The 24,075-nt window shown below is 44.5% G+C and carries 19 protein-coding genes; 10 read left to right on the top strand and 9 right to left on the bottom strand.

The window, feature by feature from the left end:
* Positions 1-42 precede the first annotated feature (42 nt).
* The 3 genes from serC to KI743_RS15805 all read left to right on the top strand — a co-directional run bounded on the left by serC (position 43) and on the right by KI743_RS15805 (position 4,546).
* Positions 43-1,137 carry a 3-phosphoserine/phosphohydroxythreonine transaminase gene (serC, locus tag KI743_RS15815; RefSeq protein WP_285467223.1) on the top strand — a complete coding sequence of 365 codons (1,095 nt, stop codon included), beginning with the start codon at positions 43-45 and terminating at the stop codon, positions 1,135-1,137.
* Positions 1,138-1,439: 302 nt separating this feature from the next.
* Positions 1,440-2,585 carry an extracellular solute-binding protein gene (locus tag KI743_RS15810; RefSeq protein WP_285467221.1) on the top strand — a complete coding sequence of 382 codons (1,146 nt, stop codon included), beginning with the start codon at positions 1,440-1,442 and terminating at the stop codon, positions 2,583-2,585.
* A 23-nt stretch (positions 2,586-2,608) separates the two neighbouring features.
* Positions 2,609-4,546 carry a GGDEF domain-containing protein gene (locus tag KI743_RS15805; protein WP_285467374.1) on the top strand — a complete coding sequence of 646 codons (1,938 nt, stop codon included), beginning with the start codon at positions 2,609-2,611 and terminating at the stop codon, positions 4,544-4,546.
* Between the two features lie 108 nt (positions 4,547-4,654).
* On the opposite strand, the gene KI743_RS15800 is transcribed toward KI743_RS15805, so the two are convergent.
* On the bottom strand, positions 4,655-5,371 hold the full coding sequence (locus KI743_RS15800) for a 3'-5' exonuclease (protein ID WP_285467219.1): 717 nt from the start codon (positions 5,369-5,371) through the stop codon (positions 4,655-4,657).
* 5 nt (positions 5,372-5,376) lie between these two features.
* Positions 5,377-7,266 carry a DUF294 nucleotidyltransferase-like domain-containing protein gene (locus tag KI743_RS15795; RefSeq protein ID WP_150868830.1) on the bottom strand — a complete coding sequence of 630 codons (1,890 nt, stop codon included), beginning with the start codon at positions 7,264-7,266 and terminating at the stop codon, positions 5,377-5,379.
* Between the two features lie 149 nt (positions 7,267-7,415).
* Here KI743_RS15795 and KI743_RS15790 point away from each other — a divergent pair, with 149 nt between their 5' ends.
* Positions 7,416-8,057, top strand: a complete 642-nt coding sequence (locus tag KI743_RS15790; RefSeq protein WP_150868829.1) for an outer membrane beta-barrel protein — start codon at positions 7,416-7,418, stop codon at positions 8,055-8,057.
* 106 nt (positions 8,058-8,163) lie between these two features.
* Here the strand turns inward: KI743_RS15790 and KI743_RS15785 are convergent, their stop codons facing one another.
* From KI743_RS15785 to KI743_RS15775, 3 genes are all read right to left on the bottom strand, one after another.
* Complete coding sequence (locus KI743_RS15785) at positions 8,164-9,354, bottom strand: amino acid aminotransferase (RefSeq protein WP_285467218.1); 1,191 nt, start codon at positions 9,352-9,354, stop codon at positions 8,164-8,166.
* A 202-nt stretch (positions 9,355-9,556) separates the two neighbouring features.
* Complete coding sequence (locus KI743_RS15780; protein ID WP_285467217.1) at positions 9,557-11,059, bottom strand: HD-GYP domain-containing protein; 1,503 nt, start codon at positions 11,057-11,059, stop codon at positions 9,557-9,559.
* A gap of 238 nt (positions 11,060-11,297) precedes the next feature.
* Positions 11,298-11,597, bottom strand: a complete 300-nt coding sequence (locus KI743_RS15775; protein ID WP_032548730.1) for a hypothetical protein — start codon at positions 11,595-11,597, stop codon at positions 11,298-11,300.
* A gap of 211 nt (positions 11,598-11,808) precedes the next feature.
* Here KI743_RS15775 and KI743_RS15770 point away from each other — a divergent pair, with 211 nt between their 5' ends.
* The 4 genes from KI743_RS15770 to KI743_RS15755 all read left to right on the top strand — a co-directional run bounded on the left by KI743_RS15770 (position 11,809) and on the right by KI743_RS15755 (position 15,762).
* Complete coding sequence (locus KI743_RS15770) at positions 11,809-13,215, top strand: PLP-dependent aminotransferase family protein (protein ID WP_285467215.1); 1,407 nt, start codon at positions 11,809-11,811, stop codon at positions 13,213-13,215.
* A gap of 106 nt (positions 13,216-13,321) precedes the next feature.
* Positions 13,322-13,528 (top strand): hypothetical protein, encoded by a 207-nt coding sequence (locus KI743_RS15765; RefSeq protein WP_285467214.1) that lies wholly within the window; start codon positions 13,322-13,324, stop codon positions 13,526-13,528.
* Positions 13,529-13,882: 354 nt separating this feature from the next.
* Positions 13,883-14,581: a hypothetical protein gene (locus tag KI743_RS15760; RefSeq protein ID WP_373417839.1), complete on the top strand. Its 699-nt coding sequence runs from the start codon at positions 13,883-13,885 to the stop codon at positions 14,579-14,581.
* A gap of 2 nt (positions 14,582-14,583) precedes the next feature.
* Complete coding sequence (locus tag KI743_RS15755; protein ID WP_285467212.1) at positions 14,584-15,762, top strand: serine protease; 1,179 nt, start codon at positions 14,584-14,586, stop codon at positions 15,760-15,762.
* 81 nt (positions 15,763-15,843) lie between these two features.
* On the opposite strand, the gene asnS is transcribed toward KI743_RS15755, so the two are convergent.
* Complete coding sequence (gene asnS / locus KI743_RS15750; protein ID WP_150868825.1) at positions 15,844-17,244, bottom strand: asparagine--tRNA ligase; 1,401 nt, start codon at positions 17,242-17,244, stop codon at positions 15,844-15,846.
* Positions 17,245-17,510: 266 nt separating this feature from the next.
* Positions 17,511-19,133 (bottom strand): methyl-accepting chemotaxis protein, encoded by a 1,623-nt coding sequence (locus KI743_RS15745; protein WP_285467211.1) that lies wholly within the window; start codon positions 19,131-19,133, stop codon positions 17,511-17,513.
* Between the two features lie 524 nt (positions 19,134-19,657).
* Between KI743_RS15745 and KI743_RS15740 the strand changes: the two genes are divergently transcribed.
* Positions 19,658-19,831: a hypothetical protein gene (locus tag KI743_RS15740; protein ID WP_160168781.1), complete on the top strand. Its 174-nt coding sequence runs from the start codon at positions 19,658-19,660 to the stop codon at positions 19,829-19,831.
* Positions 19,832-19,918: 87 nt separating this feature from the next.
* On the top strand, positions 19,919-21,073 hold the full coding sequence (locus KI743_RS15735; RefSeq protein ID WP_285467210.1) for an amino acid permease: 1,155 nt from the start codon (positions 19,919-19,921) through the stop codon (positions 21,071-21,073).
* Positions 21,074-21,167: 94 nt separating this feature from the next.
* Here the strand turns inward: KI743_RS15735 and KI743_RS15730 are convergent, their stop codons facing one another.
* Positions 21,168-22,529, bottom strand: coding sequence for an L-serine ammonia-lyase (locus KI743_RS15730; RefSeq protein ID WP_150894305.1), 1,362 nt, complete (start codon positions 22,527-22,529; stop codon positions 21,168-21,170).
* Positions 22,530-22,662: 133 nt separating this feature from the next.
* Positions 22,663-23,916 carry an aromatic amino acid transport family protein gene (locus KI743_RS15725; RefSeq protein ID WP_285467209.1) on the bottom strand — a complete coding sequence of 418 codons (1,254 nt, stop codon included), beginning with the start codon at positions 23,914-23,916 and terminating at the stop codon, positions 22,663-22,665.
* Between the last annotated feature and the right edge of the window lie 159 nt (positions 23,917-24,075).

Here is a 24,075-nt window from a genome sequence, read left to right as displayed (position 1 = left end):
TCATCGAGCCACAGTTATTATCGAGCAGGAGCATCACCCCCCATGGAAAACACTTTAGATAACGTTTTTAATTTCAGTGCAGGTCCAGCAGCATTACCAAAACCAGTAATGAAGCAAGCGCAAGCGGATTTTATTGACTGGAATGGCCTAGGCACATCCGTGATGGAAATCAGCCATCGCAGCAAAGAATTTATTCAAGTCGCGGATGAGTCGGAGCAAGACTTACGTGATCTTCTGAACATCCCAGACAACTACAAAGTTCTGTTTTGTCAGGGCGGCGCGCGTGCTCAATTTGCAGCAGTTCCACTAAACCTACTGGGTGACAAAACAAAAGCAACTTACGTTGATGCTGGCTACTGGGCTGAGAGTGCAGTAAAAGAGGCGAGCAAATACGCAGAGATTGACGTGTTCAACGCTAAGACAACCGTCGATGGTAAAGCTGCTGTAGTTCCAGCAAGTGAGTGGGAGATTGACCCAGAAGCGGCTTACGTTCATTTCTGCCCGAATGAAACCATTGATGGCATCGAAATCAACGAACTGCCTGTAACGGACAAGCCAATTGTTGCGGACATGTCTTCAAATATTCTTTCTCGTAAAATTGACGTATCAAAATACGGTGTAATTTACGCGGGTGCTCAGAAGAACATTGGCCCTGCTGGTATCTGTATCGTGATTGTTCGTGATGACCTTCTAGAACTGGCCAACTCAGTTCTACCAAGCATCTTGAACTACAAGGTATTGGCTGAGAAAGATTCTATGTTCAATACTCCACCTACGTTTGCTTGGTACTTGTCTGGCCTAGTATTTAAGTGGTTGAAAGCAGAAGGTGGTGTAGAAGCCGTTGAGCAAGTGAACCAAGAGAAAGCTCAGCTTCTTTACAACGCAATTGATGAATCAGACTTCTATCGTAACGAAGTTCACCCAGCAAACCGTTCTCGCATGAACGTACCTTTCCAATTGGCTAAACCAGAGCTTGATGGCAAGTTCCTAGAGCTAGCGGACAAAGCGGGTCTTAAGTCTCTAAAAGGTCACCGAGCTGTGGGTGGTATGCGCGCATCTATCTACAATGCGATGACGCTTGAAGGTGTACAAGCGTTGGTGAACTTTATGAAAGAGTTCGAGCAAGAGAACGCGTAGTCGTTAAATAGACAATACTTATCAGTTAGGGTGTCGCAGTGTGACACCCTTTTTTGTATCTTTTATAAAATTTTTATTTTGAAGGTCTACATATGATGAGCTAGCTCAAGCCCTGATGACAATTCGCTCGCCAATTATAACCGTACGGGTTATTGTAAATGACTTTGGGTTTTCTCCTCGTATCGAACTTTGAAAGGGGAGGAGCCATAGTGAATTTTCTTCTTTTTAATGGACAAATACTGTATAACGTATCGCCGCAAATTTGCGGTATTCACAGTGTTTGATTTGGTGATGAGGCAGGTTTGAGAATACTAGCGGGGCTCGTAGCGTTTTTCCCTTTGATAGCATATGCGGCGACCATTGAAATATGGGCTGGCATTGAGTTTGAAACAGCTCAGAAAGTAAAGCAGCATATCGAAACCTTAACTGAACATACGGTCGAAGTTCGCCGTTTTGATATCAATTCAATTCGTGCTGAGCTTGTGGTCGCAGACCCTCGAGATACCGCTTTCCCTGACGCAATTTGGGTGCCTTCCGATTTTCTCGGCTTGTCAGATTATATTGATATTTCGACCATTCCTGACACTTGGGTTGATGAAAGCCGTTATGAGGAAAAAGCCCTTGAAGTGGTCGAATTCAATGGTCAGCTTAAGGCACTTCCAGTGGCTATTGGTAACCAACTGGTTCTTTATTCTCGTCATCAAAGTAGTACCCAGATGTCATGGGAGCAGCTTACTCATTTATCGCATGAGTCATCACGTGAAGCTATCGCCTTTCCAAACCCCAATATGTACTTCTATCTGGCTTTTCATCAGCTTTTTTCAAACCAACAATTGTCATCACGAAGCATAGATGGCGAGAGCGTTGTCGCGATATTTCGTTTTATTGAACAGTTAGAACAGCAGGGTGTTATTGCTCGCGAGTGCGATAATGTATGCGCGCGTCAACGCTTTCTTAGTGATCGAGTAGATTACCTAATCGATGGTGATTGGGCCTACAGCGAACTCATTGAATCGGAACCTAACCTTACCATTAATGCGTTACCAACTTATCAAGGTAAAGGTATGGCTTCATTCAGCGGCGCCAAGGTGTTCGCGATAACGGAAAAGGGCATGCAAGATATTGATAAACAGATGGTATTGCGTGAAATGGTCAGTTTTCTACAGTCAAATAGATTCAGCTACTTAGCGCGAAGTGATGCGATGATGTCACCATTCAAGGATGTGAATCAAAAGCGAATGACATCAAATCAAGGCAGTTTTGCTCAGATGTATCAACAGTTTCAAGCAGCACAAATGATGTCGAGTGACTATTATATGGCGATCGTTTGGGAGGCGGCTGCACGTGCCCTAGAGCGTTACAAGTTGGGCATGCCTAAAGAAGAGATTCCTGCATTCTATGATGATTTTGTTGCGCGTTATGCCGAACGAATCGGAGAGCGTCAATAATGAAGTTTTCTCTCAAATACACAATGGGGCTAGTGCTTTTCTGCTGTGCGATTCTTCCAGTCTATTTTGCTGGTCAGCTGATATTGAACAAGCAGTCTGAAACGCTACTAGAGCAGAAGACAATTAAGCTCAATAACTCGACCCAAGGTATTACCCAGACGGTGAAGAGTGAGCTCGATCTAACCTTACGTCTTACTGAATGGTACGCCCAAGACCGATCGCTATTAAAGGCGGGTAGCAACGTGTTCTTCTCGAGCGTGGTATGGGAAAAAATGGCTCGTTTCAATGAGCTTGCTGATAGTGTGTCAGCAACATACATCTTGGACAAAGATTGGCGCCCAATCTATGACAGCAAAGGCAGTCTATATCATTTTGAAAACAGCCAGTTATTGAGTGAGATAAAGCGCCCCAAATCCACCTATATTCAAGGAAAGATCTTTCATCGCGAGTTCGCAGAACCGTCGCTGGCGAACGACTCGAAATCTGGCATCGCAATTGTGGCGCCAATTCTGCCTTATCGATTGGTGGAAGGGTCTGAATATTCCCCGCAAGGTTATCTAGTTGTGTTGATGGGCTACGACAGGTTGGAGACAAAGATTGCGCCGTTTCTTTTTGAAAAAGAGTCGGTTGAATTTCATTACTCCCATTCAGTCGATTTGAATTCGGGTAGTGAGCACGAACACCTAGTAAAAATAGCCAACCCATTGTTCTTAGACCCGCTTTCCATTGCTGTGAAGCACAATGTGTCTGATGAAGCGCGACAGCAAGAGATGCAGCAAGCGCAAGTGGTCTTTGTGCGGATTCTATTTGCTACATTTGTGCTCGCCGTGGTGTTTGCTTTAGTGCTCAATCACTGGTTCTCACGTCAATTGAATCTGTTGTCGGAATCGGTTGAATCATACTCTAAAGAGAAGCTGCCCACTATTAAACCTGAACAGCATAAGTTTACAGAGTTTTACGCATTCAGTGTGTTACTCGACAAGATGTGGCGGCGTATCGGGTACCAGCTAGATGAACTCACGATACGCAATGATAAGCTCAAATCCGCCTATCAACAGATAAAGGTCAACAACGCGCAACTTGAAAACTTCAATGTTCAGCTTGAGCAAACTGTTGAGGAGAAGACGTATCGCTTGACGCACTCGCTGCAAAGAGAGGCTGACCAAAAGCGTAATATTATGCGGATTGTTGAGTTTGCTTCGATGCGACAAGGTGTTGAGTATCGGTTAATACCGAACTTGGTCGAAACCCAATTAGCGGCGTTGCTTTCGGGTAAGAGTATTCAGTTCTCGTTTACTAAACCGACTTTAGATGTCTCGAATGCTAACCGAGTGCAATCTCTACTGGATTCGAAGGGGCAGGTCATCGGCTACTTTAATCACAATAGTGAACACCTAACGTTGAACGATGAAGATCAACTCATCTTTGATCTTTACCAGAAACAGCTCGCAGCTTGGATTGAGCTAGAAAACATGACGCGAGTAGACCTTGCTTCGGGGTGTTTTAATCGCAAAGCATTTGATGATGATTTAAGTTATTGCGAGCGTAAGGTCATTGAGAAAGGTTGGGTGCTGTCTTTGCTGGTTATCGACGTCAATGGGTTGAAACAGACCAATGATGTCCATGGCCATCAGGCGGGTGATAGGTTGATTAAAGCCTGTGTGGACGTTGTTCAGGAGCGCCTACAAGCTCATAGCAATATGTATCGATTGGGGGGCGATGAGTTTGCGGTATTGACTTTGACTCCGAGCGCTGTCCCTGAGGTCGAGACACTCAAAGAGCAGTTATACACCGACCAAGCGCAGTCTCATATCTTAATAAAGGGTCATCCTATTCCAGTGCTGTTTTCCATCGGCTTCTCTCAGAGTGACAGTTCGGCATTGAGAGACATGTTCAGTAATGCCGATCAAGATATGTATACAGAGAAACGTCGGTTTTACGAAGCTCAGGGCGACTCTTAATTACTCTAGAACGTACGGTACTAAAAAGGAGCAATGTTGCTCCTTTTTAGTTTGGGGCTCTTTAGCTGGAGCTCTTTGGTACAGGCGGTTCAAAAACTGACTAGCCGATTACAACCAGAACTCTTTTAGTGGTCTACTTGCATCATAGTGGTGTGCAATCTGTGCTTGAAGCAGCTCTGCTGTCGCAATGGCATCCGTCAACGCATGGTGTGGTGTGTAGTCGGGGAGGTGATAACGGCGACGACTTTGGCCTAATCTAACCGAGCCCGGCTTCTTACCTTTCAGTTTGTTCCACAAACCGCCAGCAAGCTTATGCTGCACTTGAGATTCAATTTCCAAGGTATCTAATACAGGGAACTCAATACCTTCACCTAGACGTGAACGCAGAGCGTTATCTAGGAAGTTACGCTCTATGCGTCGATAGTGAACAACTGGGATATGTCCCGCCATTGCTTTAAGCACTTCATCGAGCACCTCGTTTAAATCTGGGGCGTTAAGGATGTCGTTGTGCGTAATGCCATGGATAACCACCGACTCTTCTTCCAGCTTTTGTCTTGGCCTTAACGTCCAGTGACGTGCTTGTTTCAGGTAGACTCGGTTTAGCGTAAATGGCACTAACCCAATGGTGATAATTCCATCTTTAGACGGGTTAAGTCCTGTGGTCTCAAAGTCCAATGCCAAGAAGGTCACTTCAGAAATCGGAGTGTCAGCCGCTGGTAGCGGTTTGCTGTAGTACTCTTTGAGACGCTCATCCTTGACACGGTCAAGCTTCTGGGCAAATTTGAAATGCCAATCTACAGAGGGTGACTTAAATATTCTCGTCATCGTATCTACTTAAAGTTGTTGTTGGCTTGGTAACGGAACTTGAGGAAGTTCTGAGCGTTACTGAGAATCTGGAATGCATCTTTTAAGTTACGACGTTCAAAGTCTGATAGATTCTCTGGTTCGATGTTGTTATCTGGTTCAATATTATTATCAACGTCCAGAGCTTGATGTCGGATACGTACCATAGAGATAAACTCCATCGCATCTTTAAGATCCTGAGCCCGCCCTTTCGGTAATATACCAGCGTCAAGAATGTCGTCGAGACGCTCAAATGAGTTTTTAGAGCGTGACGCGACCGCGAGTGAGTGTACACGGATTAAGTCAGCCAGTGGCGCGGTACCGCGTCGTTTGAGGTTGATGGAGTTGTTATGGCGTCCATCCTTCTCCATCACGAAATCTTTAAAGAAACCAAGTGGCGGTGTGCGGTTGAGCGCATTGCGAGCCAAACACGCCAAGAATCGGTTGTTCTTGCGAGAACGTCGTACAATGAAACTATTGAGTTGTTCTGCCCACTTTAATCGGCCGTAAACACCATCAAGATCGAAGAAGATTGAGGCGTTCAATAGCGCTTTCGGGTTCGGATTATCAATCCAATCTGCGAAGCACTCTTCCCATTCAGTGCGCGTCATGCGCCAAGTCGGGTTGGTCGCCATAATGTCGCCTGTACAGTAGCTGTAACCGCACTGATCTAAGCCGTCGCAGATGAACTTAGAGAATGCTTCAAAGTAAGCACCATGCTTTGCTTCGTCGTAAGTATCATCGAGAATAATCGCGTTATCTTGGTCTGTAACGAGTAATTGCTCATCGCGGCCCATAGAGCCTAAAGCAAGGAAGCAGTATGGAATAGGCGCGTTGCCCAGAGTTTCCTCAGCGAGTTCAATAATGCGTTGCTTAAAGCTTCGGCCAATTACCGACATAGCACTGCCCACCATGTGAGCGTTCGCATCCTCGTTAACTAGGCGAACAAAGCTGTCTTTAACCTGTTCTGACAGGACTTTGAGGTCTTCAATACTCTGCTGCTGGAAGATACTGCTCACCAATAGCAGCGAGTTTTGTGATTCGTAACGAACGATGTCTGTCGCTTCAATAATACCTATTGGCTTTTTGTCTTTGAGCACGGGTAGGTGATGAACGTTATAGCGCAGCATGGTGAGCATGGCTTCATAGACGTAGGCGTTGTGATCGAGAGAGATAACCTCTGCAGTCATTACGCTAGAAACCTCATCAGAAGGGTCTAAGCCTTCAGCAAGCACACGAGTACATAGGTCTCGGTCGGTAATGATACCGATAACTGGTGTTGAATCGTCTTCGTCATCTTCCACGATGTCAGGATCAATAATCAGCAGTGAAGAGACATTCTCTTCTGCCATCATGGTCGCCGCTTGTTGAATAGTTCGCGAACGCTCTATCATTGGTGCGCTGCTGGTAAGCAGAGTCTTTACCTTTGAGGTCGTGAGATCGTTGGCATCATTGTTGTTCGAGATGGCTTGACGTAAACGCGCGTTATCTTCAACCTCAACAAAGTCGGCAAACGAGTCGTAATTGTCGTAGAGTTCTTGAAAGATGGATTCTGGGATACAGTAAAGCAGGGTATCTTCGATCGCTTTAACTGGGAAACGTACCTTGTTATTGGTCAGAAGGCCCATCTGCCCAAACAGATCGCCTTGATCTAAACGGTTATAGAGTTCTCCTTTACGTCGGTAGACTTCCACCTCACCACTGCGTACCACATATAAGTCGTGGATTTGGTCGCCGAAGTGAATTATCGGTGTGTCCTGACGATAATAGGAAATTTCCACGCTGCTCGTGACTTTTGTAAGCATCTCTTCCGGTAATTCGCTGAAAGGAGGGTATTGTGCGAGGAAATTTTGAATCTCTAATAACTCAGCATCCATAATGTTCATCCGTAAGTTAATATGAATTCATGGTACATCATTTGATAATAATTTGCCGGGACAAATCATTCTGTGAGGTAAAACCTTTTTAAAGTCTGATGGATAGACTAACCTTTGATAAAAAGAAGACAGTGTTAAGGAAGAGTTAAATGTCGATATGGAAGCTGGGCTTAATCTCTGTATGTACTGCTTTCTCAGTAGGGGCTATGGCCCAAGATAATGAGCCAACAATTCTTGATTATAATTATGTCACCGCTTCGGTTTATTCAGGCAGTCTAAATGCAGATGCAGGCGGCAATAACAATGCTTCTGTGTTTGGATTGGGTGTTAGCTATGAAATGACGGATGAGTGGTTGCTTATTGGCGATTACACCGCGCGCTTTATTCATCCAGATGAGAGTACGACTCGAATTGATACTCTGATGGGCGGCGCGGGCTACCGTTTCAATATCCGCAAAGATCTCGATATCGTGGCATCCTATTTGTTGGGGATAACCAAGGGTGAAATCGAGCTCAATTCAAATAATCAGACGCTCGAATCGGATACCGAATTTATCCATGGTGGTAAGGTCGAGTTGAATTATGGTTTCGCGAAAAGATGGATTGCTAACGGTAGTATTCAGGCCAATCGAAGCGATCTGTTTGATGAAGAGGTTTACCACTTAGGTTTACGTTACAAGGTTACGTCTAAATTCTCTATTGAGGGAGCGTACCAGCACCGAGACGGCGAAGGAAATAACGGTGGAGAGCGAACTAACGAGCTTGGTCTAGAGTTTAGATTAGAGTACTAACCGTTTAGATAAGTTTCTAAAATAGCCGGTAAGGCAACTAAAAGTGTCGAAATAATAAAAAGCCAGCATATACGCTGGCTTTTTTGATACTTAAAAGAGCTAAAGCTTATAGTACTGCAGCGATGCCTTTACATAGAGGTAGCATGTTTGACTTAGTCATGCCTGCAACACTGATACGGCCAGAACCTACGATGTAGATAGCAAATTCTTCTTTCAGGCGAGTTACTTGCTCTTTAGTTAGACCAGAGAAAGAGAACATGCCGTTTTGACGTTCGATGAACGTGAAGTCTGCATCAACGCCTTGTTCTTTCAGAGTTGCAACGAATAGCTCACGCATCTCTTGGATACGGTCACGCATTTCAGCTACTTCTGCTTCCCATTCTGCACGCAGTTCAGCATCACCTAGGATGTGCGTAACAACAGCACTACCGTGCGCTGGTGGGTTAGAGTAGATAGAACGGATGATGCTCTTAACTTGAGAGAATGCAGTGTTTGCAACGTCTGCTGATTCAGCTACTAGCGTGAATGCACCTACACGCTCGTTGTATAGACCAAAGTTCTTGGAGAATGAGCTCGCGACTAGGATCTCTTTGTTGTACTTAGCGAAAGTACGAAGGCCAGCTGCATCTTCTTCAACGCCTTTTGCAAAACCTTGGTAAGCAAAGTCGAATAGTGGAAGAAGCTTCTTCTCAGCAACTAGTTTAGCCAGTACTTCCCACTCTTCCGCTGTTGGGTCGATACCTGTAGGGTTGTGACAGCAGCCGTGTAGTAGAACGATATCGCCTTCAGATGCTTTCTCTAGGTCAGCAACCATGCCCGCGAAGTCTTTGTCTTTAGTCTCAGCGTTGTAGTAGCTGTATTGAGCTGTTTCAATACCTGCAGCAGAGAATACGCCATTGTGGTTTGCCCACGTTGGGTTGCTGATCCAGATTTTTACGTCGCCAAGTTGACGTTTAATGAATTCGCCAGCAACACGTAGAGCACCAGTACCACCTGGAGCTTGTGCTGTTTTTGCACGTTGAGCAGTAACGATTTCAGCGTCTGCGCCGAATAGCAGCTTCTGTACCGCTAGACCGTATTCCGCAGTACCTTCAATTGTTAGGTAAGATTTAGTTTTCTCGTTTTCTAAAAGAGCGGCTTCCGCTTTTTTAACGGTAGCTAGAACTGGTGTTTGGCCATCTTCGTTTTTGTAAATACCAACACCAAGGTTGATTTTTTCTGCACGAGTGTCTTTTTTAAACTCTTCAGTCAGGCCAAGAATAGGGTCTGCTGGTGCTGCGAGTACTTTTTCAAACATAATCTTCATCCATGTCAATTGAGAGGGGATTGTATCTAGTGGTATTTATACCTGTATGAAATTTTGAAGACAATATGAATTGGGAAGAAAGCGGAAAAAAAATCTATTTCGATGGAATTTATGAGTAAAGCTCGAATATATCTAATAAAACACCCTACGGATAAACCAATAGGGTGTAAGAAGTTAGCGAGTTTTATATCAGCTACGCAGGCTGTAAAGTCAGGTTTTCTCGTTCGAGTTCGCTGATGTCGTGCTTGCCATCTTTGTGTGTTGCGGCAATCTCAACAAATTGATGTTCTACCGCTAAGAAAGCTTCAACAACCTCAGGGTCAAAGTGCTGACCTTTACCCTCAATAATGATGCCTTTGGCTTTATCGTGACTAAAAGCGGGTTTGTATACACGTTTTGATATCAAGGCGTCGTACACATCAGCCAATGCCATTAAGCGGCCAGACAATGGAATGTCTTCACCTGCCAATTGATTCGGATAACCTTGACCGTTCCACTTTTCATGGTGAGTCAGTGATATCTCTTTAGCTACTCTTAGGAATGAGCTACTACCCAGTTGACCTTCAGCAATAGACAGTGCCTCAGCACCAATCTCTGGGTGCTTTTTCATGATGTCGAACTCTTCATCTGTCAATTTACCTGGCTTGAGCAGCACATTGTCAGGAACACCTACTTTGCCGACATCATGCAGTGGTGCCGATTTGTAGAGCAGTTCAATGTATTCAGGTGTGAGCAATGATGAGTGTTTTGGTGATAGGCTCATTTGCTCCGCCAATGCTTTTACGTACTCCTGCGTTCGTAAAATATGAGCGCCAGTTTCGTTGTCACGAGATTCCGCTAAGGCAGACAAGCTGACGATTGCCACGTCACGGGTCGTTTTGACCTCTTGCTGAACGGATTGCAGGCTATCGAGCATGTTATTGGTCAATGATGCCATCGAGCCAAGTTCATCGTGATTGAATACAGGCAGACGAGATTGAATGTTCCCCTTGGTTACTTCAACCAGTGCGCATTCATGACTTAACAGAATTTTCTTAATCAGTTTGCTCCACATCGTCATGATCACCACGGCATAACCACCTAGTACTAAGGATAAGTAGGCAAACTCTTTCATTATGCTGATTTTGCCCGTGCCGTCTAAGATGCGCTCTGGATTATGCTCGAGCCAAAATACGTCTTTGATTGCGACCATACTTAGCATCAGGGTCAACGATGTTAGAAGTACCATTACTAAGCCTATCAGCTGCTTAACCAAAGATTGGCGAACACCGCTAAGTTGAACGTTGCTGACACCTTGTACATGGTAGGTATCCATCTGCTTGAGCTTGGAGTCGAGCTCTAGAATGCTACCAGTAAAGAATCCAAACAGCGCCAATCCGAATAAAACCTTCAGGTTGCTATCTAGGGGAAACTCGTAACTTAGGTTGTAATAGGTCGCGAGTGGGATACTAATCGCGAAGAATAGGCTCGTATCTAGCTTAATATATTGCCCTTGTTGGTAAACAGACCAGCGAGGGGCAATGACAAAACGAATCATAAATAGAATAGCAAACACTATGCTGACGTGCGTGATCGTTTCCATAGCCGTTAATGTTTCTAACATCGGACAAACTCGACTGCCATATGTCCCAAAAAGAACACCGGCGAGAACGTACAGCTTGGCGGTTAGATTGGTATTGTGGTGTGAAGAATCCATCAATTAATCCTTGTTATTATCCTAGTCTGCTTCCAATGACTTATTAGTAGAACGAGACAGGCTAAAAAATATTTCTTCTGTATGGATTTTGATAATTCTATCGGTGAGAAAGAGCAATTGATATAACTAAGTGAAAGCTTTTATAGAATTGTTAAGTGTAGCGTTTGTCTGGGAGTTGTTATGGGTAGAGGAAATTGGGTTCACTGACTTCTCTAATAGTCAGTGAACCATGGAGGCGTCATTTCTTAAGGTGAATTTCTGCTTCAACCGAACCCGCTTCGATTTCTGGGTGTGAAGCTAGCTTGTCCGCTGCCCACTGGTTGATGTGTTTTAGAATGGCCGATACGGCATGTTTTTGAGTAGCTGGTTGGTCATCAACAACATCAAGCTTCTCTTTTGGATGTGAGCCGGTTGCGTCTTCAGCAATGTGCAGCCAATCTGGGTGCCAGTAGTAAGGTTGTCCACTTGGCGCTGTCCAACTGTGGACACCATTTGATTCACCTTTGTACTCTAAGTGTTCTGCTTCTATCTTTTTCATTATGGTCTCGCATTATTATTGTGAACATCTGTATAAGTTTAGAGCGATATGAATATCTCGCTATGCATCAAAGTTAGCAGAGCAGCTCATTAGTTCTGTGAAGTTTTTCACACAATTATATAAATGACGCTGAATCAGTGGGATAGCTACAATCTAAGCCCATGTTAATGCTAGAGTATTGGGTTTATTGATTCTTTAGGTAGTACAACTTATGGCACGTTACGAAGAGCTGGCAAAGGATATTCGCACACAGATAGCCAACAATACTTGGCGATCTGGCGAGAAGATCCCGTCTGTTCGTATGAGCTGCCGTAACTATAAGGTCAGTAACAGTACGGTTCTTCAGGCGTACCAACTGTTAGAGAGCGAAGGCTGGATCATTGCCAAGCCCCAATCTGGCTACTTTGTGGCACCTAAAATCGAGAGCCTGGTGACGTTACCTGAAGTATCAGAACCCAAACGTGCGATCAACGATAGGTTGTTCGACTTTCTAACCTCTAGCTCTGCTGAAGGCGTGGTGCCTTTTGGTTCAGCTTTCCCTGACCCGGACCTGTTCCCACTTCCGGTTTTGACCAGAAACCTTGCTAGTGCAGGGCGTAAGATGACGGGAGCGAGTGTTATTAATAACCTTCCTCCCGGGAGTGAATCTTTAAGGCGTCAAATCGCCCAGCGTTATCTACAGCAAGGGATTGTCGTTAGTCATCAAGATATCGTGATCACGTCCGGCGCTATGGAAGCTCTAAACCTTAGCCTGCAAACGGTGACCAAACCGGGTGACACAGTAGTTATAGAAGCGCCAGCGTTTTATGGCGCGCTGCAAGCTGTCGAGAGGCTCGGATTGAACGCAGTAGAGGTAGAGGTTTGCCCTAAGGATGGATTGAACATCACTGCGTTTAAACAAGCGTTGATTGATCATGATGTCAAAGCGTGTTGGTTGATGACAACATTCCAAAACCCAACCGGAACTTGCCTGTCAGATAAGAGCAAAAAAGAACTGGTTGCTATTGCTCGTGAACATCAAGCTTTGATAATCGAAGATGACGTTTATGCTGACCTCTATTACGATGGTGAGAAACCTAAGCCGCTTAAAGCCTACGATACTAATGACTCTGTGTTGCTCTGTGGTTCTTATTCGAAGAGTTTGTGTCCCGGCTATCGTGTGGGCTGGGTAGTCAATGCTCGTTATCATAACCAAATCCAAAAACAGCAACTTCTATCCACACTATCGAGCAGTGCTCCGGTACAGTTGGGCGTGGCACATTTCCTTACTCATGAAAGCTACGATAATCACCTGCGTAAACTACGTAAGCACCTACAATCGAGGAAGCAAGAGTTTATCGAGGCAGTAACAGAGTATTTCCCTATTTCAATTGAACTAGAAGAGCCGCAGGGTGGCTACTTTATTTGGATTCGTTTCCCTGAGTTATTCGACAGCCATAAGCTGTATAAACAAGCAATGGAGAAGGGGATTAGTATCGCTTCGGGCGACCTGTTCAGCGAGAGTGATATGGTCTCTCACGCGATTCGACTTAACTTCTCTCATGAGCTGACTCAAGATCGCCGTTCTGCGTTGAAAACGGTGGGCCAGCTCGCTCACCAACTGTTGCGTAAGTCATAAACCTCAACATTAAAAACTGTACGCCTTGAATCAGGCATAACTGTACGCCTTTCAACAAGATAATCTGTGTTTGAATAACGGTAGACCAAATATTGGAGAAACCGTTATGTTGAAACCACCTGCTGGAAATGAAATCAAACTTATCCTAGTCGCTATTGTATGTGCGGTACTGTTGATTTTCGGCCATGTGTTGTTGGCAAAAGCATTTGCTGATATGGCATGGACTGAATACACCACAGCTGCTATTCCATTTGTTCTATTTGGTATCTGTGCGCTGGCGATTCGTTACGCAGAAAAACAAGAAGAATCCTAACCGATTATCAATGACAGCTTTCTACTAAGGAGTAGGGAAGGAAAAATCTATTTCTTACTCCTTATCAAATTGGCTTGTCCAACTCATTACCACTCATTATTCGTCCTCACCAAATATATTCCCCTTGTCAAATGTAAGCCCGAGTAAGTGCTTTCTCAAAAATTGTTAGTCATAGCCAAAATGTTGACCCCACTCTAAAGCTATTAATAAATTGATCAGCGAATAAACCTTGTTGTATTTGTGTCAATTATTGGTCGTGCGCAAATTAGCAAACAAGTTGATGTGCTTACAGTGTCTTACACCATATAAATATCTCTCTCATACAATCGTATTGTTCAGTTGAGAGGAATAAATATGAATAAAATGAGTGTATTAGCAATCGGGCTGGTGGCGAGTTTTGCTCACAGTAGTGAACTTGTCGTTGACCTAAACGACTTATCGAATGTCACTGAGGTAGAAAGCCACGGATTGACATTGATAAGTGAATTTCATGGTTATGAGCTTGATGAAGGCCGTTATCGCTATGCGAACGACGTTGACCTTGATGGTTTAGATTGGTCTTTTTGGTACGGTGAGCATCAACATATAGCAAAGCCTGAAGTCAGCTATATCTCAAACGTGCGTGAAACAGGCAACTTAGAAAAAGTAAAAAACGGTACTACTAAGAATGCTATCGGCAACCGTTATTACTGGGATGGAGGAAGCTCGCTAGATTACAGTGACCAATTGGCAGACTCTGCAATTATTCATGGCAATGGTGGTTACGAGTTTACGGTCACTCCAGGAAAAGAGGGCGAGTTTGTTGTTGAGCTTTATACACACAATTGGTTGTCATCGTCCGATGTCACTGCTTGCCTCAAAAATCAATGTACAACTGTTCAGAACGACATCTCTTTCCACATGACCAGCGTGAAGAACACAATCCGCTTTCAATCTGAATCGCCAGATGACCAACTAACCGTAACCTATAGCCGTAGCCCAAGACAGTTCGATTTTGAGCAAGATAAGGGGTATCACGCACTAGAAGCTATCCAGTTCATGGAGGTAAGATAATCATGAACAAACTGATTCTTGCATCAGCAATCTTGGCGACATTTTCAGCGCAAGCTGGCATTGGGAAAATGGATCGCTCGGTGACTCAGCACAAAGAATTTGCACTACAAAGTAAATTTGATTTCGCATGCCACATGAATGCAGGATCTGCGACGCTGATCGACCCTTATTGGGTCATCACAGCGAACCATGTGTCAGGAGCGAAGAGTGAAGGCTATCGCAACACGGTTACGTGCTCATCATTTAAAAAAGATGAGAATGGTGTTTATCAAACAGTACATTCATCACGCGCAAGTACCGATCCTAACGGTGTGTGGGGTGAATACGAGTTTACAGATGGTGTGTATGATTTTGCACTTGTCCGTTTGGACACGCCAATCACGGGTATCAAACCCGCTAAGCTTCCTGAAAAAGGCATGTTTAGCTATGACGAAATTTATGAAGTGAACACCGTTGGGTTTGGAAACTACAATGGCCGTAATGGTGGTAGAAAATTCGTCAAGTACAACGACACCGATAAAAAATGGCTGGCAGAGTACAAATACGATCCTGTCATCATGCCGCAGAGTAACCTCCAATGGTTGGCGATTCATGGTGACTCAGGCTCGGGTATTACGATTGAGCGTGATGGTGAATTTTATATTCTGGGTGAGATAGGCCTGCAGTATTACGGAGAACTCGGTTGGCAAGATACCTATGATGACGTTATCGGCCGTTTAGAGAGCATTAAACATGACATGAAAACACACGGCTTTAGTTACACAGAAGTCGTTGAGTTAAGTGATGTGAAATGGACACATGAAACACAAGGCACTGTTGATAACCTGCACGCATTTTATAGTTACTGGCGAGCTGAAAACATGGACTTTAATGGTACGTACTGGACTGAAGATGGTGGTATCTATAACACAGTGTATGCCGCTGATGGTGAGCGCTATACTTTTGAAACGGTTATTCCTGCTAATCCAAAGGCGCCCGCGTTTGACCTCTTTATCAATGGTCGTCAGGTTGCCCACAATATCAAGGCGGACAAAGAGAGTTTGCTGTTGAAGGTGAACGCTTTTGAGCAGAAAGGTGACCAAATGATTGTCGAATTCAAGCCAATCAATATCGACAAAAACAATGAATCAGTCGAGAAGATTCTGTTAGATCACTTCTTGGTACGACACGCAGGTGAATAGCTTCGCGGATTTAACCAATAAAAAACCTCCGCAATTGCGGAGGTTTTTGTTTTCTTTCTTTTAATTCAGCGTAGTGCGGAATTAGAAGTTCGCAGAGCGAGGAGTACGTGGGAATGGGATAACGTCACGTACGTTGCCCATGCCTGTTACGTAAGATACTAGACGCTCAAAACCTAGGCCGAAACCAGCGTGTGGCACTGTGCCGTATTTACGTAGGTCGCGGTACCAGCTCATGTGTTCTGGGTCGATACCTACTTCACGCATACGCTCGTCTAGGATGTCTAGACGCTCTTCACGCTGAGAACCACCGATGATTTCACCGATGCCAGGTGCTAGTACGTCCATTGCCGCTACTGTCTTACCGTCATCGTTCGCACGCATGTAGAATGCTTTGATGTCTTTCGGGTAGTTCTTCACGATTACTGGTGCTTTGAAGTGCTCTTCTGCTAGGTAACGCTCGTGCTCAGAAGACATGTCGATACCCCATTCAACTGGGAATTCGAACTCACGACCTGAATCTAGAAGAATCTGGATTGCGTCAGTGTAATCGACTTGCGCGAAGTCAGAAGAAACAAACTGCTCTAGACGAGTGATTGCTTCTTTGTCGATGCGTTGAGCGAAGAACTCAAGGTCATCACGGCACTCTTCAAGTACTGCTTTGAACACGAACTTAAGCATGTCTTCAGACAGCTTAGCAACGTCTTCTAGGTCAGCGAATGCAACTTCAGGCTCAACCATCCAGAACTCAGCTAGGTGGCGGCTTGTGTTTGAATTTTCAGCACGGAACGTAGGGCCGAACGTGTAAACTTTGCTTAGTGCACAAGCGTAAGCTTCTGCGTTTAGCTGACCAGATACCGTCAGGAATGTCTCTTTACCGAAGAAATCTTCGTTGTAATCTACATCGCCTTTCTCTGTGCGAGGTAGGTTTTCCATGTCTAGCGTAGAAACGCGGAACATCTCACCAGCACCTTCTGCATCAGAAGCTGTGATCAGTGGAGCAGATACCCAGAAGAAACCTTGCTCGTGGTAGAAGCGGTGAATTGCTTGAGATAGGCAGTTACGAACACGCGCAACAGCACCGATTACGTTAGTACGTGGACGTAGGTGCGCTACTTCACGAAGGTACTCGATAGAGTGACGAGTTTTCGCCATTGGGTAAGTTTCTGCGTCTTCAACCCAACCAACAACTTTAACGTCAGTTGCAGCAAGTTCGAAGTCTTGACCTTTCGCAGGAGACTCAACAATCTTACCAGTTACTTCAACAGAGCAGCCTGTAGTCAGCTTTAGTACTTCGTTTTCGTAATTATTAAGATTATTAGGGACCACGGCCTGAATCGGGTCGAAACAAGAGCCGTCATAAATGGCAAGGAAAGAGATTCCAGCTTTGGAATCACGACGTGAACGGATCCAGCCGCGAACAGTTACTTCACTGTCTACCGCTAGCTTGCCGCCAAGTACGTCTTTTACAGGCGCGTAAGTCATGTTGGTTTCATTCTCCATTGAGGGACAAATTCAACCCAATGCTAAATCACGATAGTTTTAATTTTCTGATACTTGAACAAAAAACAATCGAAACATTGAGTTGTATAAACTTTTTAAATCAATGGAACATATTACCTGTCACACAGAGAGCTTCAACCTTTATTGTTAGTTGAAGAAAGAAATATTTCCTATATGGACTTATTTTTCTTTAAAGGCCGACTTTTTACTCTATTAGTCGGCCTTGTTTTAGATATGAAGAAGCGTGATTAGCTTCCTTGTTGCTTATTTGAAAGGGTAAATTGGTTGATCAAGCTCTCTAGGTGGTCAGACAGCTCTTCAAGGTCGTTACTGATGTCACGAGTACTTGCTGCCGATTGTGAGGTGTTATTGGCATGAGATGTGATCGCTTCAATCTTATTCTGCACATCTTTCGTTGCGTGCGTGGTGGATTGAGTCTGATGTTGAATATCTTGAGCGTGCGCTAATACCTGCTTCATCTCCTCAACAACGCCATTCATCTCTTCTGCTAGTGCGTCGATATCGGTCGAGCTTTGGTAAGCCTGCGCACATACATGGTCGGCAGATTGTAGAGATTGCTCACTACCTTGCTGGAATTGATTGATGATCGACTCGATGTTGCCTGTGGCTTCTGCCGTGCGAGAGGCTAGGTGGCGAACTTCATCGGCAACCACCGCAAACCCGCGGCCTTGCTCCCCGGCACGTGCTGCTTCAATCGCTGCATTGAGCGCCAATAGGTTGGTTTGCTCGGCAATTCCATGAATGACGGTCAAGATAGAAGACACTTCGCCGGTTTGTTGATTGAGAGAAGAAATCTTATCTTTCACCTCTTCGATGCTGGTCACTAGGTTCTTAATCTCATTACTTGCATCGTGAGCTTGGTTTGCGCTCTTGAACGCGACGTCAGCGGTATGGTTGATTAGGTTCGAAGCTGTCACAGTGGCTTGCTCTGCACTCACTTGTTGCGCTTGAATCCCTTCAATGTTGCTTTGCACTTCGGCCGTTTCACCTTGCTGATCGCTGGCGGCTGTCTCAGTAATGTGAGCAACACTGGTTAATTGGTTTGCCGACGCATTCAGTTTATGTGAGGTGTCTTGTACCTGACCTAAACTGTTCGAGACCGTCTTCATGAAAGAGTTGATCGCTGCTGATAGCGAACCAATTTCGTCATTACGCTCAATTGGCAATCTTTCAGATAGGTTTTTGTCGTCGCTGACGCGTGTCATGAAACGAGCGGTTTGCTGAAGAGGGCGGACAATGATCTTGCGGATAAGCCCCATGGTCAGAGCAAAGCCAACAAAAGAGATCACAGCCATGATGGCAATGGCTGTCACAGTTTGAGTATGAATAAGGTCGTTTACATGGCTCAAGTTGTACTCAAGACGAATTGCGCCGAGTACTTCACCTTCCGGTGCCATATGACAAGACACACAGTTAGTGCCGCGGTAATTCTCACTCGACTTCATTGGCAGGGCGATGACCAGTCCTTTACCCCAATCCGCACTGAAAGGTTCAATGACCGTTTCACCGGCGAGCGCACGTTTATCGATGTCGTCTTTCGGTTGTTGAGCAGCACTGCCTGGACCATAAAGTTTGCTGACAGTGTCTGCTCTAAGCACGCGAACATCTTCGATGCCTTCTTGCGCCAATGCTTTATGACGTAGCGTCTCTTTTTGCGACATGGTGCCTGTCAGCATCATCATGTTGAGGCTATCGAAATAGTTACTGGCTTTATCGTGCAGTTGCTCACTCAAAACTGAGTTTACAAGTTGCTTCTGCTGCGTGTATTGAAAGTATGTAGAGATAGCGAGGAGTAGGGAGAAAACTACGGCCAGTGCTACCAGTATTTTAAACGTTATTGTTGAGCGCATACCGAACACATATTTTTATTAATTATAATGACGAGCATACTGTAGCGGCAAAGTTATGCGGTACCTACCATAAAGGGGTAATTGTGTGACCATACTCCGATTGTGGTTATGTTTCTGTGATGTAGCAGCTTTGTGATGGAAAATTGGCGTTAAAACGTCATAAAAACAGCGCACTTAGCGTCATATTTTGATCTTGTTTCAACTAATGAGGTTTTTAATTAATGTATTTGTCTATAGTGGCGGGCGTGAGATTGAAAATGAAAATAACATGTGAATATGAGTTAAGACTTTTAGATAAATGTAGCAAATAGGATCGCTTAAATGAGTGATTTAGAATATATGTGATGTTTTTTAACTCTGATTGTTTAAATTACAGTCAAACGAACAAAAAATAGCAGAAAATAAGGTTGTGCCGTTGTTTTTCAGGTGTCTTTCGTTAAGATGAATTTACCTCAATACTTGAGGAACGCAGTAAAGGATCGCTGCTTGTAATAACACGGAATGTGATTAATTTGGACACATAGATGAAATTCAAAATCACATCACCAATCATCGAACCGACAGAAGGTTCACCACATCAGCAACAGAACTCTTCAGTTGCCTCTCTTTCTCTACAATCTCGCTTTTATCACAGCTCGCTTTCTACTGCCTTCTCGCGATTTAACTCCGCTTATCGCTCCTATCGATATTCGTTTTAAAGCTTAACTTCTTTCGAATTTTCTTTGCATCTTGATTGATGACAGAGAAGTACACCTATTAAAAACTAAACAAATAAGTTAAAGACAATGAATATTAAAATGATAGGGAGCTCCCTAATTATCGCTGGTACCGCTCTGGGTGCTGGTATGCTCGCAATTCCAATGGTTCTTGCTCAATTTGGATTGCTATACGGTTCACTTTTGATGGTACTGATCTGCTTCGGTACTACTTATGCGGCGCTTCTGCTCCTTGAAGCGACAATCAAGGCTGGTGGCGGCCTTGGTTTGAACTCAATCGCGCGTAAAACTCTAGGCAAACAAGGGCAGCTGATTACTAATGGCCTGCTTTACGCTCTGCTAATCTGCTTATTGATGGCGTACATCTTAGGTGCTGGCGATCTTCTAAGCCAACTACTTGCAAGCCTTGGCATTAATATCAGTGCGACGACAGGCCAGATTGCATTCACCTTGATTGCGGGTGCAGTGGTTGCGTGTGGTACAGGTGTGATTGATAAGCTCAACCGAGCGCTATTCTTTGTGATGCTAGCAAGCCTTGTGATTACGATGACGTTCCTTGCTCCGGGTATGACTCAAGAAAACCTGACGCAAGTAACGAGTCATGATCACGCCGCGCTAATTAAAACCAGTGCGATCTTGTTTACCAGTTTTGGTTTTATGGTGGTGATTCCTACTCTGGTTTCTTACAACCAAGAAGCGACAGACAAGCAACTACGCAACATGGTGATTGTCGGTTCCTTGATTCCACTTGTCTGTTACCTATGTTGGTTATTTGCTGTAGTGGGTAACCTAAGCGAAGAGCAATTTAGAAGCTTCCATAACGTGTCAGACTTGATGGCCGCGTTTGAGACTAAGTCACCTTGGATTGGTAATATCCTGTCGACCTTCACTGGCTTGGCACTATTGACCTCTTTCTTCGGTGTAGCAATGGCTCTGTTTAACCAAAACCGAGACATGTTTAACCAGAACACTGCGGTAACTTACGTAATTAGCTTTATTCTACCTCTTACAGGTTCATTGCTGGCAGCAGATAAGTTCCTACAAGTATTGAACTACGCAGGTATTATCTTGGTGTTCCTTGCTGTGTTTATCCCACTAGTGATGGTTCACAAGCAACGATTTATGAAAATGGCTGAAGATAGATATTCAGCGGAAGGTGGCAGCGTGATGATGCTATTTTCTCTGCTGTTTGGTTGCTTCTTGATTATCTCTCAAGTGATTTAATTCGACGCTAGCCATAGGCATCAAAATAATAGATACAAAAAAGGAACGCCTCGGCGTTCCTTTTCTTTATAAGCAAATTAAATGTGAGTGCTAATTAGCAAACCACTTTGATTGCTAGACCACCTTGAGAAGTCTCACGGTATTTCGCGTTCATGTCTTTACCAGTCTCTAGCATCGTTTCGATAACTTTATCTAGAGATACAGTAGGAGCAGAAGAACGACGCAGTGCCATACGAGTCGAGTTGATCGCTTTTACTGCAGCGATACCGTTACGCTCGATACATGGTACTTGTACTTGGCCAGCAACTGGGTCACATGTTAGACCTAGGTTGTGCTCCATTGCGATTTCCGCAGCCATACATACTTGCTCTGGACTACCACCCATAAGCTCAGCAAGGCCAGCAGCAGCCATAGAACATGCCACACCAACTTCACCCTGACAGCCAACCTCTGCACCAGAGATAGAAGCGTTACGCTTGTAAAGACCACCGATCGCGCCAGAAGCTGCGAAGTAACGGATGTAGTCTTTCTCTGTTACTGTTTGAATAAACTTGTCGTAGTAAGCCAGTACCGCAGGGATGATGCCACATGCGCCGTTTGTTGGGGCAGTAACTACACGACCGCCAGCTGCGTTCTCTTCGTTAACAGCGAAAGCGAACATGTTTACCCAGTCAACAACCGACATTGGATCGTTAGTTGTTTTCTCTGAAGTCATCAGCTGTTGGCGAAGTGCCGCAGCACGACGAGGTACACGTAGTGGACCAGGCAGGATACCTTCAGTGTTCATGCCGCGATCCATACATTCACGCATCGTTTTCCAGATGTTCGCGAAGTAAGTGCGAGATTCTTCATCAGAGTGAAGGGCTGCCTGGTTCTTCATCACAAGTGTGCTGATAGAAAGGCCGCTCTCTTTACACTGGTTCACTAGCTCTTCAGCGGTTGTGAATTCGTAAGGCGATTTGATTGGGTTCTCTTCTTCTTTGCCGAAGTTCTCTTCGTCAACGATGAAGCCACCACCAATAGAATAATAAGTCTTTGAGTACGCTTTTTCGTCATCGATCCAAGCGTGGATAGTCATGCCGTTTTCGTGTAGCTCAAGGTTAGTAGTATGGAAGTTCATACCACCGTCTTTCGGGAACGATACTGTGTGACAGTGCATGCCAACAGGAAGGCGCTCAGTTTCTTCTACGCGAGCGATAAAGCCCGGAATAGAATCGATGTCTACTTTCTCAGGGGTGTTGCCAGCAAGACCCATGATGATAGCGATATCTGTGTGGTGACCTTTCCCTGTCAGTGATAGTGATCCATATACGTCCACGGTGATTTTAGTGATGTCGCGCAATTTTCCCATTGAACGAAGATCATCAATAAACTCTTTACCCGCTTTCATTGGTCCAACTGTGTGTGAGCTCGATGGACCAACACCGATTTTATAGATATCAAAAACACTAATCATAGTGATTACCTCAAAAGAGAGCCTCCCAAGGGGAGTAGGGAGGCTCATTTATTATCATTATATTTGGTTTTAATGCTCAGCTTGCTCAATGAGTAATACTTCACTCATGTGCGTCAGTGTAATGATGCTGAGATTAAAGAGCGCCGTAGATTACAGAACTAATAGCCGCTAGACCACATAAAGCTGTAAAGATTTGTACAGGTGCTGAAGTTTTGTACTTAGCCATTGCTGGTACTTTGTTCATCGCGAACACAGGCATTAGGAACAGAATAGCTGCAATCATTGGAGCACCCATTGTTTCAATCATACCTAGGATGCTTGGGTTAACTACCGCAACAATCCAAGTAGTCACAACGATGAACGCTAGAGAGATTTTTTCAATCTTGCTTACTTGAGTGTTAGAGCGAGATTTGATTAGACCTACTAGACCTTCGTGTGCACCTAGGAAGTGACCGAAGTAGCTAGAAGTGATTGCTGCGAACGCGACTAGAGGACCCATGTAAGAGATAAGTGGAGAGTCGTGAACGTTAGCTAGGTAAGAAAGTACAGAGATGTTTTGTGCTTGTGCTGTTGCTAGTTGCTCTGGAGATAGAGAAAGTACAACAGAGAATACGAAGAACATTACAAAACCCATCAGCATCATTGCTGCGCCACCAGTGATAGCGTCAGTCTTCTTAACTGCGTTTTCACCGTGTACACGACGTTGCTCTTTAGAGAACTGAGAAATGATTGGGCTGTGGTTGAAAGAGAACACGATGATTGGAATTGCTAGCCAGATGATAGAAGGCATTGCAGACCATTCTGGGCTTACGTCCATCATAGATGTGTTCCAATCAGGAACTAGGTAGAAAGACAGTGCTAGTAGAATGAATACTAGTGGGTAAACCATCGCTGAAGTTGCTTTCAGCATTAGCTCTTTACCGAATACAACACCAGCAGTCATAGCTAGGATAAGTGCACCAGAAAGAAGAGGACGTGGAATAGATTCCATACCCATTTGGTTTACAAGGAAAGAGTCCACAGTGTTTGTGATACCAACACCGTAAATTAGAACGATTGGGTAGATAGCGAAAAAGTAAGCGAAAGTAATAAGGTTCGCGCCAGTCTTACCAAAGTGTTCTTCTACTGTATCAGTGATATCTGCTTCAGGATTTTTTGCAGACAGTACAAAACGTGCTAGAGATTTATGTGCAAACCAAGTCATTGGTGCTGCGATTAGAGCTAGGATAACTAATGGCCAAAAACCACCCGCACCAGCTTTGATTGGAAGGAATAGTACGCCAGCACCTACTGCTGTACCGAACAGAGAAAGACACCAAGTAAAATCTTTATAAGTAAACTTGCTCGAGTCTTTTACGGCATTTGCCGAAGAAGTTGTTGTATTCATGTTAAATTACTCATTTTTTGGGAACAGGAAATAAGTCGGGGCTAATTTTGCAGAATTTTCTTCGGCAAAAAATAGATCTAAATCATGTAATGAAACGGCTTGTTATATGATAGGCGAAAAACGGTTTTGTGATCACGATTTTGGCGTGCTACAGGTGAT

This window comes from Vibrio sp. D420a (assembly GCF_030248625.1).
In the GTDB taxonomy this organism is placed as follows: domain Bacteria; phylum Pseudomonadota; class Gammaproteobacteria; order Enterobacterales; family Vibrionaceae; genus Vibrio; species Vibrio fortis_A.
This window is presented reverse-complemented; position numbering and strand designations above follow the sequence as displayed.